This window comes from Acidimangrovimonas pyrenivorans, assembly GCF_042643245.1.
Taxonomy (GTDB): domain Bacteria; phylum Pseudomonadota; class Alphaproteobacteria; order Rhodobacterales; family Rhodobacteraceae; genus Acidimangrovimonas; species Acidimangrovimonas pyrenivorans.
This window is the reverse complement of sequence record NZ_JBHRSK010000015.1, coordinates 152,007-166,188: the sequence shown is the minus strand read 5'-3', so window position 1 is coordinate 166,188 and position 14,182 is coordinate 152,007. Positions and strand designations below refer to the sequence as shown.

Here is a 14,182-nt window from a genome sequence, read left to right as displayed (position 1 = left end):
CCGCCGATCCGCCGCTGGCGGCGCTGGCGCTGCCGCCGTCGCCCTTGGCGCGCAGGGCCGGGGCGCTGGCCTGCGACGCCGGCTTGGGCGCGGGCTTCGCGGGTTTGGGTTTCGCGGCCGGCGGCCGGGCGGGGCGCGGCTTCGGCCGTGCCGTCGACAGGTCGGGCGGCGGCCGTGGCGTTGGCGCGGAGCTCGCCGGCGCGGACGGCGGTTCCGGCGCTGGCTGTGCAGGCGGCGGCGGCAGCTGCGCCAGCGCCGGATCGGGGCGCGACGGCAGGTCGGGCGGGCGCAGCGCCGGCGCGGCGGTCTGCGGCGTCGCCTCGGCCTGCGCCATGGGCGCCGCTGGCGGCGCCGTCTGGTCCGGCGCCACCGGCGCGGGCATCGTTTCGGCCGCCGCTTCGGGCGGCCGGGTCCAGTCGGCGACCAGCGCCGAGAGCTGCGCCGTGGCCGGGGCGAGGCTGATCCGGTCGGCACCGCCGGCGCCCGCGCCCTGGCCACCGCCGGCGACGCCCGGCAGCAGCGCGAAGGCGGCGAGGTGCAGCCCCAGCGCCAGCCCGAGGAAGACGGTGCCCTCGACCAGGGCCCTCATTGCGGCACCGTGACCAGGCGGATGTCGGACAGGCCGAGCGTCGCCAGCCGCGGCATGAGTCGCGCCAGAGCCGCGGCCGGGGCGGCGGCGTCGGCGCGGATCAGCAGCGGGCCGGGCGCCTCGGCGGCGCGGGCGGCAAGCCGGGCGAGGGCGGCGTCGCCGGTGGCGTCCTCGAAACCCGGCCGGCCGTCGGGTCCGAGATAGAGGGTCAGGCCGCGCTCGGCCGGGGTTTGGGCGCTCGAACTCGGCGGGGTGACCGGGAACGGCTCGGGCGGCGCGATCTCGGCCGTCATCAGGAAGAAGATGAGCAACAGGAAGACGACGTTGATCATCGGGATGATGCTTTCGGCCGGGCGGCGGCGCGGGGGCTCGGGAATGCGCATGGTCTAGTCCACCAGCGCGATCTTGCCGAACCCCGCCCGGTTCAGCGCCTCCAGCACCGTCACCAGCCGCTGCATCCGGGCGCCGTCGCGGGGGCGCAGGACGATGGTGTCGGTGGGGGCCTGCATCAGCTGGCGCAGGTCGGCGGCCAGCGCCTCCGGCGCCACCGTCACGCCGTTGAGGTAAAGCGCATCGGGCGCAACCTCGACCAGCCGCGGCGGGCCGGAATAGCCCGCGCCCTGGCCGGCGACGGCGAGCGGCAGCTCGCGCTCGGTGCCGAAGCGCGAGGCGAGCATGAAGAAGACCAGCAGCAGGAAGACCACGTCGATCATCGGCGTCAGGCTGGGGCGCCGGCGCGGGCGGTCTTCGCCGAGGTCGAACATCACTCGGCTACCTTGAGCGCCGAGTGCGGCGCCACCGGGCGCAGGAAGATCCGGGTGGCGGTGTCCTCCATGTCATGGCGCAGCCGGTCGATGATGCTTTCGAACCAGCTCAGCGCGATGCCGGCCGGGATCGCCACCGCCATGCCGGCGGCGGTGGTCAGCAGCGCCTCCCAGATGCCGCCGGCCAGCGTCGCCGGATCGGCCCGCGCCCCGGCCTGCTGCAGTGCCTGGAAGGCGGCGATCATGCCCAGCACGGTGCCGAGCAGGCCGAGCAGCGGGGCGATGGTCGAGATCAGTTCCAGCGCGCGCAAGCCGCTGCGGGCCTCGGCCAGCAGGCCCCGGGCGACGCGCTCGGTCTCGGCCTGGGCGGCGGCATCGTCGAGCGTCGGATCGCAGCGGGCCCGCATCGCGGCCAGCGCCAGCCCGGCGCGCAGGCTGCGGCGGCCGGTCAGCCGCGCCATCGCGGCCTTTTCCCGGCCCTCGGCCCAGAGCGCGACCGCCTCGGCGGTATGGGCGCCGCCGGACCAGGCGCCGAAGCGGATCAGGCGCCAGAGCTTCCACAGGATCACCGCGAGACCGGCGACCGAAAGCGCGGCGATGGCCCAGATCGTCGGGCCGCCGAGGACGAGGAATTCCCAGGCGGCGGCAAGGCTGTCGGTCAGGGCGGTCATGGCGCTCCCTCTGCGGTGCTCTGCGCACCGGGACTATGGCCCGGCGGGTATGGCGATAGCGGGCCGGAGGCGACCGCCCGCGGCCCGGATGCGAATCGGGCGGCAGGATAGACCGGATGGCCGGGGCGGGGACAGACCGGTTGCCGGAGGTTTCGCCCCCCGGCTCCCCCGCGGGATATTTCTGCTGAGAAGAAGAAGATGTTGGCCTGGCGGCGTCGTCCGTCGGACCGCCTTGCCCTGCGTCCGATAGCTTCCGCCAGATCCGGGCGCCGGCGGGTGCCCCTATTCCGGCGCGATGGCGATCTCGGTGCCCCATTCGGCGCAGAGGGCGCGCACCGCCTCGGGCGGCTCGGCATCGGTGAAGAAGGTGTCGACCTCGGACAGCGAACCGATCCGCACCGGCGCGCTGCGGGCGAACTTGGAATGGTCGGCGACCAGGAACCGCCGCCGCGCCTGTTTCAGGATCGCCTGGCTGACCCGCACCTCGCGGAAGTCGTAGTCGAGCAGGTCGCCCTCCTCGTCCATCGCCGAGGTGCCGATGACGGCGAAATCGACCTTGAAATGCCGCACCATCTCGAGCGTCACATCGCCGACCAGCCCGGCATCGGCCCGGCGCAGCACGCCGCCGGCGACGATCACCTCGGCGCTCGGGTTCTGGGCGAGGATATTGGCGACGTTGAGGTTGTTGGTCACCACCATCAGGTTGCGATGGGCCAGCAGCGCCCGCGCTACGGCCTCGGTCGTGGTGCCGATGTTGAGAAACAGCGAGGCCTCGTCCGGGATCGTCTGGGCGCAGAGCCGGCCGATCCGGTCCTTGGCCTCCGCCTGCAGCTTGCGCCGGTCCTCGTAGCCGATATTGGCCACGCCCGAGGCCAGGATCGCGCCGCCGTAGACCCGGGTCAGCTGGCCGGTATCGCACAGCTCGGTCAGGTCACGCCGGATGGTCTGCAAGGTCACGCCGAAATGGCTGGCGAGGTCCTCGACCACCACCTTGCCCCGCTCGCGTGCGAGCTGGAGAATCTCTGCGTGCCGGAAATTCTGCGCCATCTGCCATCCCCTCTGACCGTTCCTAGCAAAGCCGCCCCCGAGAGGGAATTGCCTTCCTTCTGTCAGCGGAATACGACAGAAATGTAACAAAAGAACAGAACCATTGACGAAACGAACATTCGCCACGATGTTGCGGCGCGCAATCAGGAGGGGCCGATGGAGCCTGTCGATCTTTTCGTCATCGGTGGCGGTATCAATGGCTGCGGCATCGCGCGCGATGCCGCCGGGCGGGGGCTGCGCGTGACGCTGGCCGAGATGGGGGACCTGGCCTCGGCCACATCCTCGGCCTCGACCAAGCTGTTCCATGGCGGGCTGCGTTATCTGGAATATTACGAGTTCCGGCTGGTGCGCGAGGCGCTGAAAGAGCGCGAGACGCTGCTGAGCGCGATGCCGCATATCTCGTGGCCGATGCGCTTTGTGCTGCCGCTGCACAAGGGCATGCGGCCGGGCTGGCTGATCCGGCTCGGGCTGTTCCTCTACGACCATCTCGGCGGTCGCAAGATCCTGCCCGGCACCGCGACGCTCGACCTGACCCGGGCGCCGGAGGGCAAGCCGCTGAAGAAGCAGTTCCGCAAGGCGTTCGAGTATTCCGATTGCTGGGTCGAGGATTCGCGGCTCGTCGTGCTGAACGCCCGCGCGGCGCAGGAAATGGGCGCCCGGATCCTGACCCGGGCCAAGGTCACCGGCGCCCGGCGCGAGGCCGATCTGTGGCGCGTCACCGTCGATCACGGCGACCGGACCGAGACGGTGACGGCGCGGGCGCTGGTCAATGCCGGCGGGCCCTGGGTGAGCGACGTCATCACCGGCACGCTGGGGATCAAGTCCAATGAAGGCGTCCGGCTGGTGCGCGGCAGCCATATCGTGACCCGGCGGCTGTTCGACCACGACAAATGCTACTTCTTCCAGGGCGCCGATGGCCGGATCATCTTCGCCATCCCCTACGAGACCGATTTCACCCTGATCGGCACGACTGACCAGGACCATCACGGCGCACCGTCAGAAGCAGTCTGCACGCCCGAGGAGCAGGACTATCTCTGCGCCTTCGCCAGCGAGTATTTCGACAAGCCGGTGACGCGCGACGATATCGTCTGGACCTATTCCGGGGTCCGGCCGCTCTATGACGACGGGGCGAAATCGGCGACGGCGGCGACGCGCGACTATGTGCTGTCGCTCGACAAGAACGCGGGGGCCCCGCTGCTCAACGTCTTCGGCGGCAAGATCACCACCTATCGCCGGCTGGCCGAGCACGCGCTGGAAAAGCTGGCGCCGCATTTTCCCGGTCTCTCCGGGCCGTGGACCGCTGGCGCGCCGCTGCCCGGCGGCGACTTCCCGGTCGACGGCTTCGAGGCGCTGGTCGCGGGGCTGGAGCGCGACTACCCGTTCCTGACCCCGTTCTGGGCCCGCCGCCTCGCCCGCGCCTACGGCACCGAGGCGCGGACGGTGCTGGGCAGCGCGACCGAGGCGGAACATCTGGGGCGGTCCTTCGGCGCCACCCTGACCGAGGCCGAGATCCGCTGGCTGATGGTCAAGGAATATGCCCGACGGGCGGAAGATGTGGTCTGGCGCCGGTCGAAACTCGGCCTCAGAATGAGCGCCGGGGAAATCGCCGCGCTCGACGCGTGGATGCAGCAGGAGGCACAGGCGGCATGAGCCATATTCTCGCGATCGATCAGGGCACGACATCGAGCCGGGCGATCCTGTTCGACGCGGGGCTGGCCCCGGTCAGCATGGCCCAGCGGGAATTCCCCCAGCATTTCCCGCGCTCGGGCTGGGTCGAGCACGACCCGGCCGATATCTGGCGGACCACGGTCGAGACCTGTCGCGCGGCGGTGGAGAAAGCCGGTCTGACCGCCGCTGACGTCGCCGCGATCGGCATCACGAACCAGCGCGAGACGGTGCTGTTGTGGGACCGCGAGAGCGGCGAGCCGCTGCACCGCGCCATCGTCTGGCAGGACCGGCGCACGGCCGAGACCTGCGACAGGCTGCGCGCGGCGGGGCACGAGGCGATGATCCGCGCCCGCACCGGGCTGCTGCTCGACCCCTATTTCTCGGCCACCAAGCTCGCTTGGCTGCTCGACAAGGTCGACGGCGCGCGCGAGAAGGCGCAGGCGGGCAGGCTGGCCTTCGGCACGGTCGACAGCTTCCTGATCTGGAAGCTGACCGGCGGCAAGGTGCATGCGACCGACGCCACCAACGCCGCCCGGACGATGCTCTACAACATCGCCGAGGGGCGCTGGGACGCCGACATCCTCGCCCTGTTCGACATCCCCGAAAGCCTGCTGCCCGAGGTCCGGGATTGCGCCGCCGACTACGGCGTGACCGAGATCCTCGGCGCCCCGGTGCCGATTCTCGGCGTTGCCGGCGATCAGCAGGCGGCGACGCTGGGGCAGGCCTGCTTCGAGCCGGGCATGGTGAAATCGACCTATGGCACCGGCTGCTTCGCGCTGGTCAATACCGGCGACAGGATGGTGCCGAGCGAGCACCGGCTGCTGACGACGATCGCCTACCAGCTCGACGGCAAGACGACCTATGCGCTGGAAGGCTCGATCTTCATCGCCGGCGCCGTGGTGCAATGGCTACGCGACGGGCTGCGGATGATCGACACGGCGGACGAGACCCAGCCGCTGGCCGAGGCCGCCGATCCGCATCAGCAGGTCTACATGGTGCCCGCCTTCACCGGCCTCGGCGCGCCCTATTGGGACCCGAAGGCGCGCGGGGCGATCTATGGCCTGACCCGGGCGACGGGCCCGGCCGAATTCGCCCGCGCCGCGCTGGAGAGCGTCGGCTACCAGACCCGCGACCTGATGGAGGCGATGGCGGCCGACATGGGCGGCGCCGGCGAGGCGGTGCTGCGCGACGCGAAAGTGGCGACCCTTCGGGTCGACGGCGGCATGACGGCGAGCGACTGGACGATGCAGTTCCTCGCCGACATCCTCGGCGCCCCGGTCGACCGGCCGCAGGTGCGCGAGACGACGGCGCTGGGCGCGGCCTGGCTGGCCGGGATGCGGGCGGGGATTTGTCCCGACCAGGCCGGTTTCGCCGCGGGCTGGGCGCTGGAGCGGCGCTTCGAGCCGGCGATGGCGGCGCAGGAGCGGGAGGCGAAATACGCCGGCTGGAAGGAAGCGGTCCGGCGGACCTTGAGTTCCTAGGCGGAGAAGGCGCCGCCCGGCGTGCCGCCGGGCGAAACGGTCGGCTGACCGCCTTGTCGCCCTCAGTTCTTGCCGTTGCGCTTGGGCATCCGCGGCAGCGGCAGGTATTCCACCCCGCCCTGCTGGCGCACCGGCTGGGGGTAGAGCCGCATCAGGCGCAGGATCTCTTCCGGCATCTCGGTGCTGACCGGCAGGCCCATCGCCGCCGCCTCTTCCGCCGGGATCGGGTAGTCGTGGGTCCAGGTGCCCGAGGCCAGCAGATGCGCCACTTCGCGCGCCTTCTCGGCCTCCATGTGCCCGGCCAGCAGCGCGGCCGATGCCGTCTCGACCTGGATCAGCGCCTTGCGCCCGACATCGGCGAGAATCAGCGTCTCGTCGTCGATCTCCTCGACCGGCTTGCTGGTCACCGCGGACAGGATCGAGGCGGCAGGCATCTGGCCGATCTGCGGATCGACCGGGCCCAGCACCGCGTGCGGGCTGAGCACGATCTGGTCGGCCGCCAGCGCGATCAGCGTGCCCCCGGACATGGCGTGATGCGGCACGAAGACCGTGACGGGGCCCTTGTGGGCCTCGACGGCACGGGCGATCTGCAGCGCCGCCAGCACCAGCCCGCCCGGCGTGTGCAGCACGATGTCCAAAGGCATCTCGGGGTCGGTCATCTGGATCGCGCGCAGCACCTCCTCGCTGTCGTGGACGTCGATATAGCGCGCCAGCGGGAAGCCGAGGAAGCGCATCGTCTCCTGCCTGTGGACCATCAGGATCACCCGGCTGCCGCGCTTGCGCTGCATCCGGTCGATGAAGCTGGCGCGCTGGAATTCCAGCAGGCGCTGGCGCAGCATCGGCTGCAGCGCCGAGACCAGGATGAAAATCCAGAACAGGTCCATGATCGACATGCGCGGCCTCCGTTTCGCACCTGTTTCCCGCTCGTTTCGTGGGCGCAGCATAGCCGCGCGCGCGTCACAGGAACATCACTTGATGGCGCGCGGCGGGCAGGCCACCTTCTGCGTCAGCCGGTCGCATCCCGGGGTTGCGCCCGGCCCGGACCGGAGTGCAGTATCGCTGATCCACCGAGCAGGACGAGAAATGACTTTCGCCGAACCGAACGTGCCGATTCACAGCCCCGATTTGCCCGGGGCGACGCGATTCACCGATGCCGCCGCCGCCGTCGCGCGGCTCGAGGAGCTCTATGCCGGGGCCACCGGGTTCCTGGCCGAGAAATTCTCGCAGGCGGTCACCGATGGCCGGCCGGCGGCGCGCTACCGGGCCTACTATCCCGAGATCCGGATCACCACGACCAGCTTTGCCAAGGCCGACAGCCGGCTGAGCTTCGGCCATGTCGCCGAACCGGGGACCTATGCCACCACGGTCACCCGCCCCGACCTGTTCCGCAGCTACCTGACCCAGCAGATCGACCTGCTGATGCGCAATCACGGCGTGCCGGTGGTGATCGGCCCCTCGGCGACCCCGATGCCGGTGCATTTCGCCGTCGCCGGGGCCGATGTCGCGGTGCCGCAGGAAGGCGCGCTCGACTTCCTGCTGCGCGACGTCTTCGACGTGCCGGACCTGTCGACCACCAATGACGACATCGTCAACGGCCGGGCGGCGACCCATCCCGACGGCTCGGGGCCGCTGGCGCCGTTCACCGCGCAGCGCGTGGACTATTCGCTGGCCCGGCTGAGCCACTACACCGCCACCGGGGCCGAGCATTTCCAGAACCACGTGCTGTTCACCAACTACCAGTTCTATGTCGAGGAGTTCGAGGGCTTCGCCCGCGCCGCGCTGGCCGATCCCGACAGCGGCTACACCGCCTTTGTCGGGCCCGGCAATGTCGAGATCACCGCGGCCGACGGCGAGATGCCGGCGCCGGCCAAGCTGCCGCAGATGCCGACCTACCACCTCAAGCGGCCGGACGGGCAGGGGGTGACGCTGGTCAATATCGGCGTCGGGCCCTCCAACGCCAAGACCGCCACCGACCATATCGCGGTGCTGCGGCCCCATGCCTGGCTGATGGTCGGCCACTGCGCCGGGCTGCGCAATAGCCAGCGGCTGGGCGATTTCGTTCTCGCCCATGCCTATCTGCGCGAGGATCACGTGCTCGACGACGACCTGCCGGTCTGGGTGCCGATCCCGGCGCTGGCCGAGATCCAGATCGCGTTGCAGGAGGCGGTGGCCGAGGTCACGCGGCTGGAAGGCTACGAGCTCAAGCGGATCATGCGCACCGGCACCGTGGCGACGATCGACAACCGCAACTGGGAACTGCGCGACCAGTCCGGCCCGGTCCACCGCCTGAGCCAGTCGCGCGCCATCGCGCTGGACATGGAAAGCGCGACCATCGCCGCCAACGGCTTCCGCTTCCGGGTGCCCTACGGCACGTTGCTCTGCGTCTCGGACAAGCCGCTGCATGGCGAGCTCAAGCTGCCCGGCATGGCCAGCGAATTCTACAAGACCCAGGTCGCGCGCCACCTCGAAATCGGCATCCGGGCGATGGAACGGATGCGCGACATGCCGCTGGAACGCATCCACAGCCGCAAGCTGCGCAGCTTCGAGGAAACGGCGTTTCTGTAGCAGCGTTGCCGCTGTGGATGGAATATCCCGGATTTCCGTCGCGAAAAGCCAGTGAAACAGGCTTATAGGGCTTGATTTGCGCGCCGAAAACCTGTGTAGCGCAAAGACGCGCCCATGAGGGCAAGCACAGATCCCGCGCGAAGCGGGGCACGATTGAGGAGACATGGAATGTCGAAACCGATGACCAAGACGCAGCTCGTCGCGGCTCTTGCCGAAGAGATGGGCGCCGACAAGAAAGCGGCGAGCGCCGCGCTCGACGCGATCACCGCGGTTGTGACCCGTGAGGTCTCGGCCGGCGGCGCGGTGACCCTGCCGGGCCTGGGCAAGATCGCCTGCCGTGCCCGCCCGGAGCGTCTGGTTCGCAACCCGGCCACCGGCGAACAGATCCAGAAGCCGGCGGACAAGGTCGTGAAGATGACCATTGCCAAGGCTCTGAAGGACAGCGTCAACGGCTGATCCCGCATCCATGCGGCCCCCTCGGGGGCGGGACAGGGTCGCCCTCCGGCGGCCCTTTTCTGTTTTCGGAACGAGGAACGCGCCCCGCGCCGGAGAGGGTCAGCCACCAAGGGCGCGCACGGCCAGCGCGACAAGCGCGATCAGGAAGACGATCACCGCCGCGATGACGCGGATGCGCGCATAGCGGCCGACCATCGAAATCGAGTCGCGCCGCCGCTTCCGTTTGTCCTGCGTCATGTGAACCCCTCGTTGCGAATGTGCGCCAAGCTGGCACCGGTTCGCCCGCGCGCGCCTTGTCGCCGGTCAAGCGCGGTGACTGCCTTCCGCCAGGCAAGGCCGTCCCGCCCGGTTTCGGACCGGTTTCCGGGGGGCTTTCGGGGCCGCTTTGGCGGCGGTGGCGCTACTTCCCCGGCCGTCGCTCGCGCGATTTGCCCAGCAGGCGGCCGATGACGAAAGAGGTGCGCGGGACGTAGACATAGGCCGTGCGCGCCTCGACCGCCGGCCGGGCCCGCATCCGGGCCAGGCCGAAGCCGATCAGCGCCAGGTGGGCCAGCGAGATGAAGATGAACATCGATTTGGGGCCGAAGCCGTCGATCAGCGCCGAGGCGAAGACCGGGCTGGCGATGGCGCCGACGGCGTAGAGAAACATGTGCGCCGCCGACAGCTCGACCCGCTGGTCGGGGCCGGCATAGTCGTGGCCATGGGCCGAGGAGACCGAGTAGATCGGGATCGTGGTGAAGCCGAACAGCCCCGCCGCCAGCAGCACCGCGCCGGTGCCCATGGTCGACATCGCCACGGTGGCGCCGCAGGCGGCCATCGCGCCCACCGACAGGGCGATGAGAACATAGCGCCGGTCGAACTTGTCGGCGAGCCAACCCACCGGAACCTGGGCCAGCCCGCCGCCGGCGACGTAGGCGGCGAGGAACAGCGCGATCTGGTCGGCGCTGAGGCCGACGGCGAGGCCGTAGAGCGGCCCGACCATGCGGAAGGCGGCGCCGGTGACGCCCGAGACCACCACGCCGACCGAGCCCAGGGGCGAACAGGTCCAGGCCAGCTTCGGCCGCAGCCGCGGCGCCGCCGGGGTGAGCGGCTGCTCGGCCTTGGTCACCGTTACCGGCAGCAGCGCGGCGCAGCACAGCAGCGCCAGCAGGTTGTAGGACATGTAGCTCGCCGGCGGCAGCACGCTGATCAGCAGCTGCGCGGTCAGGCTGCCGCTGACGTCGACGACCCGGTAGACGCCCATCGCCCGGCCCCGCGTCTCGTTGGTCAGCTTGGCCTGCAGCCAGCTTTCGATGATCGTGTAGCAGCCGGCGACGCACAGCCCCGACAGCACCCGCAGCACCGCCCAGGCGGTCGGGTCGACGATCATCATATGGGCCAGCATGCCGATGGTGCCGGCGGCGGCGAAGGCGGCGAAGGCGCGCGAATGGCCCACCGTGCCCATCAGCCGCGGCGCCCACCAGCAGCCGATGAAGAAGCCGAAGAAATGCGCCGAGCCCAGTATCCCGACCTGCGCCTTGGAGAAATCGAGCTGGATGCCGGACAGCGCGTCCAGCGGCGCCACCCCGCCCGAGCCGAGCTGCAGCAGGATGACCGAGAGGAACAGGGCGGCGAAGGAAATCAGCAGGCGCATCGGCGGACTCGTGGGGCAACGCCCGCCAGATTGGCCGAGGTATCACGGGATGCCCAGCCCGTTCGCGACCCGAGGGGCGCTTTTTTGTCGCCCTCTGGACAGCCGGCGACCCGCGCCGCGAGGGGTGCCGTTCACGTGGGGTCAAAAAAACGTTAAGACACATTCGGAAAATCACATAAAGTGATGCGACAGCTTGTCACTCAGGGAGGAAAGAATGACACGTCTGCTGACCGCCGCTGCCACCGCCGTTTCGCTGCTGGGCCTCGCCGCCGCGCCGGCCTTGGCCAACGGCAAGGAGCACTACATCGCCATCCATGTCGATCAGAACGATCCGCATGTGATGAACATGGCGCTGAACAACGCCAAGAATGTCGAGGCCTATTACAAGTCGAAGGGCGACTCGGTCACCGTCGAGGTCGTCGCCTACGGGCCCGGCCTGAACATGCTGGTCGCGGGCAAGAGCCCGGTGGCCGACCGCGTCGCCCAGATGTCGCTGGCGATGGACCACCTGCGGTTCTCGGCCTGCAACAACACCCTTCAGGCGATGCAGAAGAAGGTTGGCCATCCGGTCAAGCTGCTCAGCGAGGCGCAGGTCGTGCCCTCGGGGGTGGTGCGACTGACCGAGCTGCAGGAAGAAGGCTACAGCTACGTTCGCCCCTGACCCCTGCGACATAGGGGAGGGCCGGCCGGGCTTGTCTCGGCCGGTGCGGACGCTAGGCTCCGTCCCGACGCAATGACCGCCGGCCCGACGCGCCGGCGGCGCAGGACAGGACGGTGACATGAAACGCATCCCGCTGGGCCGCACGGGCCTCGAGGTCTCGCAACTCTGCCTCGGCTCGATGACCTGGGGCAGCCAGAATACCGAGGCCGAGGGCCATGCCCAGCTCGACATGGGTATCGGCGCGGGCATCAACTTCGTCGATACGGCCGAGATGTATCCGACCAACCCGGTCAGGGCCGAGACGGTGGGCCGGACCGAGGAAATCATCGGCAGCTGGCTGAAGAAGACCGGCAAGCGCGAAGATCTGGTCATCGCCACCAAGATCACCGGCGAGGGCCAGAAGATGGTGCGCGACGGCGCGCCGATCACCGGCAAGCTGATGGAGGCGGCGGTCGAGGCTTCGCTGACGCGCCTCGGCACCGATGTCATCGACATCTACCAGCTGCACTGGCCCAATCGCGGCTCGTACCATTTCCGCAAGAGCTGGCACTTCGATCCCTCGGGCCAGAGCCGCGACGAGACCGTCGCCCATATGCTGGACATGCTCGAAACCGCCGACCGGCTGATCGCGGCGGGAAAGATCCGCCATTTCGCCCTGTCGAACGAAAGCGCCTGGGGCACCGCGCTGTGGCTGCGCCTGGCCGAGGAGAACGGGCTGCCGCGCGTCGCCTCGGTCCAGAACGAATATTCGCTGCTCTGCCGGATCTACGATACCGACATGGCCGAGCTCGGCGTCAACGAGGACATGCCGCTGCTGGCCTTCTCGCCGCTCGCCGCCGGGCTGCTGTCGGGCAAATATGCCGGCGACGTCACGCCCGAGGGCTCGCGCCGATCCTTCACGCCGCAGCTGGGCGGCCGGATCACGCCGCGGGTCTTCGAGGCGGTCGCGGCCTATATGGGCATCGCCACGCGGCACGGGCTTGACCCGTGCCAGATGGCGCTGGCCTGGTGCCTGACCCGGCCCTTCCCGATCGTGCCGATCATCGGCGCGACCTCGACCGCGCAGTTGCAGATCGCGCTGGGGTCGGTCGAACTGACCCTGCCGGCCGAGGTGATGGAGGAAATCGACGCCGCCCATCGCGCCCATCCGATGCCCTATTGAGGCGACCGCCGATTCGGCTTGCGGGCGGCGCCGATCCGGCGTTCCCTCGGGTCGATCCCGCCGTCCCGGAGCCGCCATGATCCGCCTTGCCGCCGCTGTCCTGACCGTCCTTGCCCTCTCCGCCTGCCTGCCCGACGGCCCGCCCAAGCTGGCGCCGGTCGGCCAGGCCAGTGTCGACGCGGCCAAGGCGCGCTGCGAGGCGACGAGCGGCAGCTTCGGCCCGGCGCCGGGCGGCAAGGGCGGGATGATCTGCTTTCACAAGACGCGCGATGCCGGCAAGATCTGCACCGCCGGCAGCCAGTGCGAGGGCCAGTGCCTGGCCCGCAGCGGCACCTGCGCGCCGGTGACGCCGCTGATGGGCTGCCAGGAGATCCTGCTCGGCGGCGGGGTGCGGATGACGCAGTGCATCAACTGAGCTGACAGCGCGGGTGGTGAGCGGGGGAGGGGGCTGCCTGCCCCCTCTTCGCGCCCGGGGCCCCGGGGCTCCGCCCGTTCGCAGGCGAAACGCTCCACCGGAGCGTTTCCGGGAAGCCTGCTCACCCCCGAGGATGTTTTCGAGCAGATAGGGAGCCGGGTCAGTCTTCCGGGATCTCCGAGCGCAGCTGGCGCAGGTAGGCCGGCAGGTCGCGCGCCTCGACCGTGGCCTCACGCACCAGCCAGTCGAAATGCCGGCTGAAGGTGGCAACGCGGTCGCTGTCGCGGAAGGCGAGGTAGTGGCGGCCGAGATAGAGCACGGCGAGCAGCGGGCCGAAGACGGTGATCGGCGCCGAGAAGGTGCGGCGGGCGTCGAAGAGGTGCAGCCGCATCGCGGGGTAGAGCTGCTCGGTCAGGCGGATCATCCGGTCGAGCTGGTCGCGGCGGATCGCGGTTGGCAGGCCGTCGTAATAGCCGGTGGCGCGGGTGAAGCTCGTCAACTCGTGCTGCGGCAGGGCGATCTCGTAATCGGAGCGGGCGGCGCGCATCCAGCCGAGGCGGTCCTCGGAGGCGCCGATCGCCTGGTCGGCGGTACGGCCGAGATGGGGCGTGTATTCCCAGCGCAGCATCTCGCGGGTCTTGAGCATGTCGGGCAGGGCGGCCGGGACGTGGCGGATCTTGTAGCCTGCCGCCTCCTGGTGCCAGGCGAAGATCTGCTCGTCGACCAGTGCCCGCGGCGCCTCGGTCATGGTCAGCGAGGCGGCCATCAGCTCGGCCAGCCGCTCGGGCCGGTCGGACAGGCCGAGCAGCCAGTCGGCGCTGACCCCGAGCGCGGCGGCGCATTCGGCGGCGATCTGGGCATTGGGCAGCCGGGCGCCTTCGTCGTTCAGCAGTTGCGACACGGTCGAGCGGTCGACGCCGACGGCGCGGGCCAGCGCCGACTGGCTCATGCCCTGTTCGGCCATCGCCTTGGCAACACGGGCCCGGAACAGATCGGCCCGCTGGCGCTTGTCGATTCTTTCACGCATATGGTGACAAATATCACTGTTGTTAAGAAATGTTAAGTAAATC

The 14,182-nt window shown here is 69.8% G+C and carries 15 protein-coding genes and 1 pseudogene; 7 read left to right on the top strand and 9 right to left on the bottom strand.

The features are described from left to right. From ACFOES_RS17360 to ACFOES_RS17340, 5 genes and pseudogenes are all read right to left on the bottom strand, one after another. A pseudogene (locus ACFOES_RS17360) lies at positions 1 to 589 on the bottom strand (hypothetical protein); the annotation flags it as partial. Beyond that, positions 586 to 972: a biopolymer transporter ExbD gene (locus tag ACFOES_RS17355; protein WP_377834629.1), complete on the bottom strand. Its 387-nt coding sequence runs from the start codon at positions 970 to 972 to the stop codon at positions 586 to 588. The gene ACFOES_RS17355 and the pseudogene ACFOES_RS17360, both read right to left, overlap by 4 nt. Positions 973 to 975: 3 nt before the next feature. Beyond that, on the bottom strand, positions 976 to 1,353 hold the full coding sequence (locus ACFOES_RS17350) for an ExbD/TolR family protein (RefSeq protein ID WP_377834628.1): 378 nt from the start codon (positions 1,351 to 1,353) through the stop codon (positions 976 to 978). Then, entirely contained in the window at positions 1,353 to 2,024 is a 672-nt protein-coding gene (locus ACFOES_RS17345; protein WP_377834627.1) for a MotA/TolQ/ExbB proton channel family protein, read from the bottom strand. Before ACFOES_RS17345 ends, ACFOES_RS17350 begins: the two co-directional genes overlap by 1 nt. A gap of 282 nt (positions 2,025 to 2,306) precedes the next feature. Then, a complete protein-coding gene (locus tag ACFOES_RS17340) occupies positions 2,307 to 3,071 on the bottom strand; it encodes a DeoR/GlpR family DNA-binding transcription regulator (protein ID WP_377834626.1) in 765 nt (254 codons plus the stop codon). A gap of 156 nt (positions 3,072 to 3,227) precedes the next feature. On the opposite strand from ACFOES_RS17340, the gene glpD reads away from it, so the two are divergent. Together glpD and glpK are read left to right on the top strand one after the other, a co-directional pair. Beyond that, positions 3,228 to 4,721, top strand: coding sequence for a glycerol-3-phosphate dehydrogenase (glpD, locus tag ACFOES_RS17335; protein WP_377834625.1), 1,494 nt, complete (start codon positions 3,228 to 3,230; stop codon positions 4,719 to 4,721). Next, a complete protein-coding gene (glpK, locus tag ACFOES_RS17330; RefSeq protein WP_377834624.1) occupies positions 4,718 to 6,220 on the top strand; it encodes a glycerol kinase GlpK in 1,503 nt (500 codons plus the stop codon). The genes glpD and glpK overlap by 4 nt, the downstream gene beginning before the upstream one ends. 62 nt (positions 6,221 to 6,282) lie before the next feature. On the opposite strand, the gene ACFOES_RS17325 is transcribed toward glpK, so the two are convergent. Beyond that, positions 6,283 to 7,113 carry an SDH family Clp fold serine proteinase gene (locus ACFOES_RS17325; protein WP_377834623.1) on the bottom strand — a complete coding sequence of 277 codons (831 nt, stop codon included), beginning with the start codon at positions 7,111 to 7,113 and terminating at the stop codon, positions 6,283 to 6,285. 190 nt (positions 7,114 to 7,303) lie between these two features. Between ACFOES_RS17325 and ACFOES_RS17320 the strand changes: the two genes are divergently transcribed. Beyond that, positions 7,304 to 8,785: an AMP nucleosidase gene (locus ACFOES_RS17320; protein ID WP_377834622.1), complete on the top strand. Its 1,482-nt coding sequence runs from the start codon at positions 7,304 to 7,306 to the stop codon at positions 8,783 to 8,785. Between the two features lie 168 nt (positions 8,786 to 8,953). Next, complete coding sequence (locus ACFOES_RS17315; protein ID WP_377834621.1) at positions 8,954 to 9,241, top strand: HU family DNA-binding protein; 288 nt, start codon at positions 8,954 to 8,956, stop codon at positions 9,239 to 9,241. 99 nt (positions 9,242 to 9,340) lie between these two features. Here the strand turns inward: ACFOES_RS17315 and ACFOES_RS17310 are convergent, their stop codons facing one another. Both ACFOES_RS17310 and ACFOES_RS17305 read right to left on the bottom strand, forming a co-directional pair. Continuing rightward, positions 9,341 to 9,478, bottom strand: coding sequence for a hypothetical protein (locus ACFOES_RS17310; protein WP_377834620.1), 138 nt, complete (start codon positions 9,476 to 9,478; stop codon positions 9,341 to 9,343). A gap of 163 nt (positions 9,479 to 9,641) precedes the next feature. Further along, a complete protein-coding gene (locus tag ACFOES_RS17305) occupies positions 9,642 to 10,874 on the bottom strand; it encodes an MFS transporter (protein ID WP_377834619.1) in 1,233 nt (410 codons plus the stop codon). Positions 10,875 to 11,088: 214 nt separating this feature from the next. Between ACFOES_RS17305 and ACFOES_RS17300 the strand changes: the two genes are divergently transcribed. From ACFOES_RS17300 to ACFOES_RS17290, 3 genes are all read left to right on the top strand, one after another. Further along, positions 11,089 to 11,535, top strand: coding sequence for a DsrE family protein (locus ACFOES_RS17300; protein WP_377834618.1), 447 nt, complete (start codon positions 11,089 to 11,091; stop codon positions 11,533 to 11,535). Between the two features lie 118 nt (positions 11,536 to 11,653). Next, positions 11,654 to 12,697, top strand: a complete 1,044-nt coding sequence (locus ACFOES_RS17295; RefSeq protein WP_377834617.1) for an aldo/keto reductase — start codon at positions 11,654 to 11,656, stop codon at positions 12,695 to 12,697. A gap of 76 nt (positions 12,698 to 12,773) precedes the next feature. Then, positions 12,774 to 13,112, top strand: coding sequence for a hypothetical protein (locus tag ACFOES_RS17290; protein ID WP_377834616.1), 339 nt, complete (start codon positions 12,774 to 12,776; stop codon positions 13,110 to 13,112). A gap of 160 nt (positions 13,113 to 13,272) precedes the next feature. Here the strand turns inward: ACFOES_RS17290 and ACFOES_RS17285 are convergent, their stop codons facing one another. Next, entirely contained in the window at positions 13,273 to 14,139 is an 867-nt protein-coding gene (locus ACFOES_RS17285) for a helix-turn-helix domain-containing protein (RefSeq protein ID WP_377834615.1), read from the bottom strand. Positions 14,140 to 14,182: the final 43 nt, after the last annotated feature.

What these genes read in the sequence shown, in the direction of transcription:
- ACFOES_RS17355 (WP_377834629.1), bottom strand. Translation starts at nt 972, where the DNA reads ATGCGCATTCCCGAGCCCCCGCGCCGCCGCCCGGCCGAAAGCATCATC.
- ACFOES_RS17350 (WP_377834628.1), bottom strand. Translation starts at nt 1,353, where the DNA reads ATGTTCGACCTCGGCGAAGACCGCCCGCGCCGGCGCCCCAGCCTGACG.
- ACFOES_RS17345 (WP_377834627.1), bottom strand. Translation starts at nt 2,024, where the DNA reads ATGACCGCCCTGACCGACAGCCTTGCCGCCGCCTGGGAATTCCTCGTC.
- ACFOES_RS17340 (WP_377834626.1), bottom strand. Translation starts at nt 3,071, where the DNA reads ATGGCGCAGAATTTCCGGCACGCAGAGATTCTCCAGCTCGCACGCGAG.
- glpD (WP_377834625.1), top strand. Translation starts at nt 3,228, where the DNA reads ATGGAGCCTGTCGATCTTTTCGTCATCGGTGGCGGTATCAATGGCTGC.
- glpK (WP_377834624.1), top strand. Translation starts at nt 4,718, where the DNA reads ATGAGCCATATTCTCGCGATCGATCAGGGCACGACATCGAGCCGGGCG.
- ACFOES_RS17325 (WP_377834623.1), bottom strand. Translation starts at nt 7,113, where the DNA reads ATGTCGATCATGGACCTGTTCTGGATTTTCATCCTGGTCTCGGCGCTG.
- ACFOES_RS17320 (WP_377834622.1), top strand. Translation starts at nt 7,304, where the DNA reads ATGACTTTCGCCGAACCGAACGTGCCGATTCACAGCCCCGATTTGCCC.
- ACFOES_RS17315 (WP_377834621.1), top strand. Translation starts at nt 8,954, where the DNA reads ATGTCGAAACCGATGACCAAGACGCAGCTCGTCGCGGCTCTTGCCGAA.
- ACFOES_RS17310 (WP_377834620.1), bottom strand. Translation starts at nt 9,478, where the DNA reads ATGACGCAGGACAAACGGAAGCGGCGGCGCGACTCGATTTCGATGGTC.
- ACFOES_RS17305 (WP_377834619.1), bottom strand. Translation starts at nt 10,874, where the DNA reads ATGCGCCTGCTGATTTCCTTCGCCGCCCTGTTCCTCTCGGTCATCCTG.
- ACFOES_RS17300 (WP_377834618.1), top strand. Translation starts at nt 11,089, where the DNA reads ATGACACGTCTGCTGACCGCCGCTGCCACCGCCGTTTCGCTGCTGGGC.
- ACFOES_RS17295 (WP_377834617.1), top strand. Translation starts at nt 11,654, where the DNA reads ATGAAACGCATCCCGCTGGGCCGCACGGGCCTCGAGGTCTCGCAACTC.
- ACFOES_RS17290 (WP_377834616.1), top strand. Translation starts at nt 12,774, where the DNA reads ATGATCCGCCTTGCCGCCGCTGTCCTGACCGTCCTTGCCCTCTCCGCC.
- ACFOES_RS17285 (WP_377834615.1), bottom strand. Translation starts at nt 14,139, where the DNA reads ATGCGTGAAAGAATCGACAAGCGCCAGCGGGCCGATCTGTTCCGGGCC.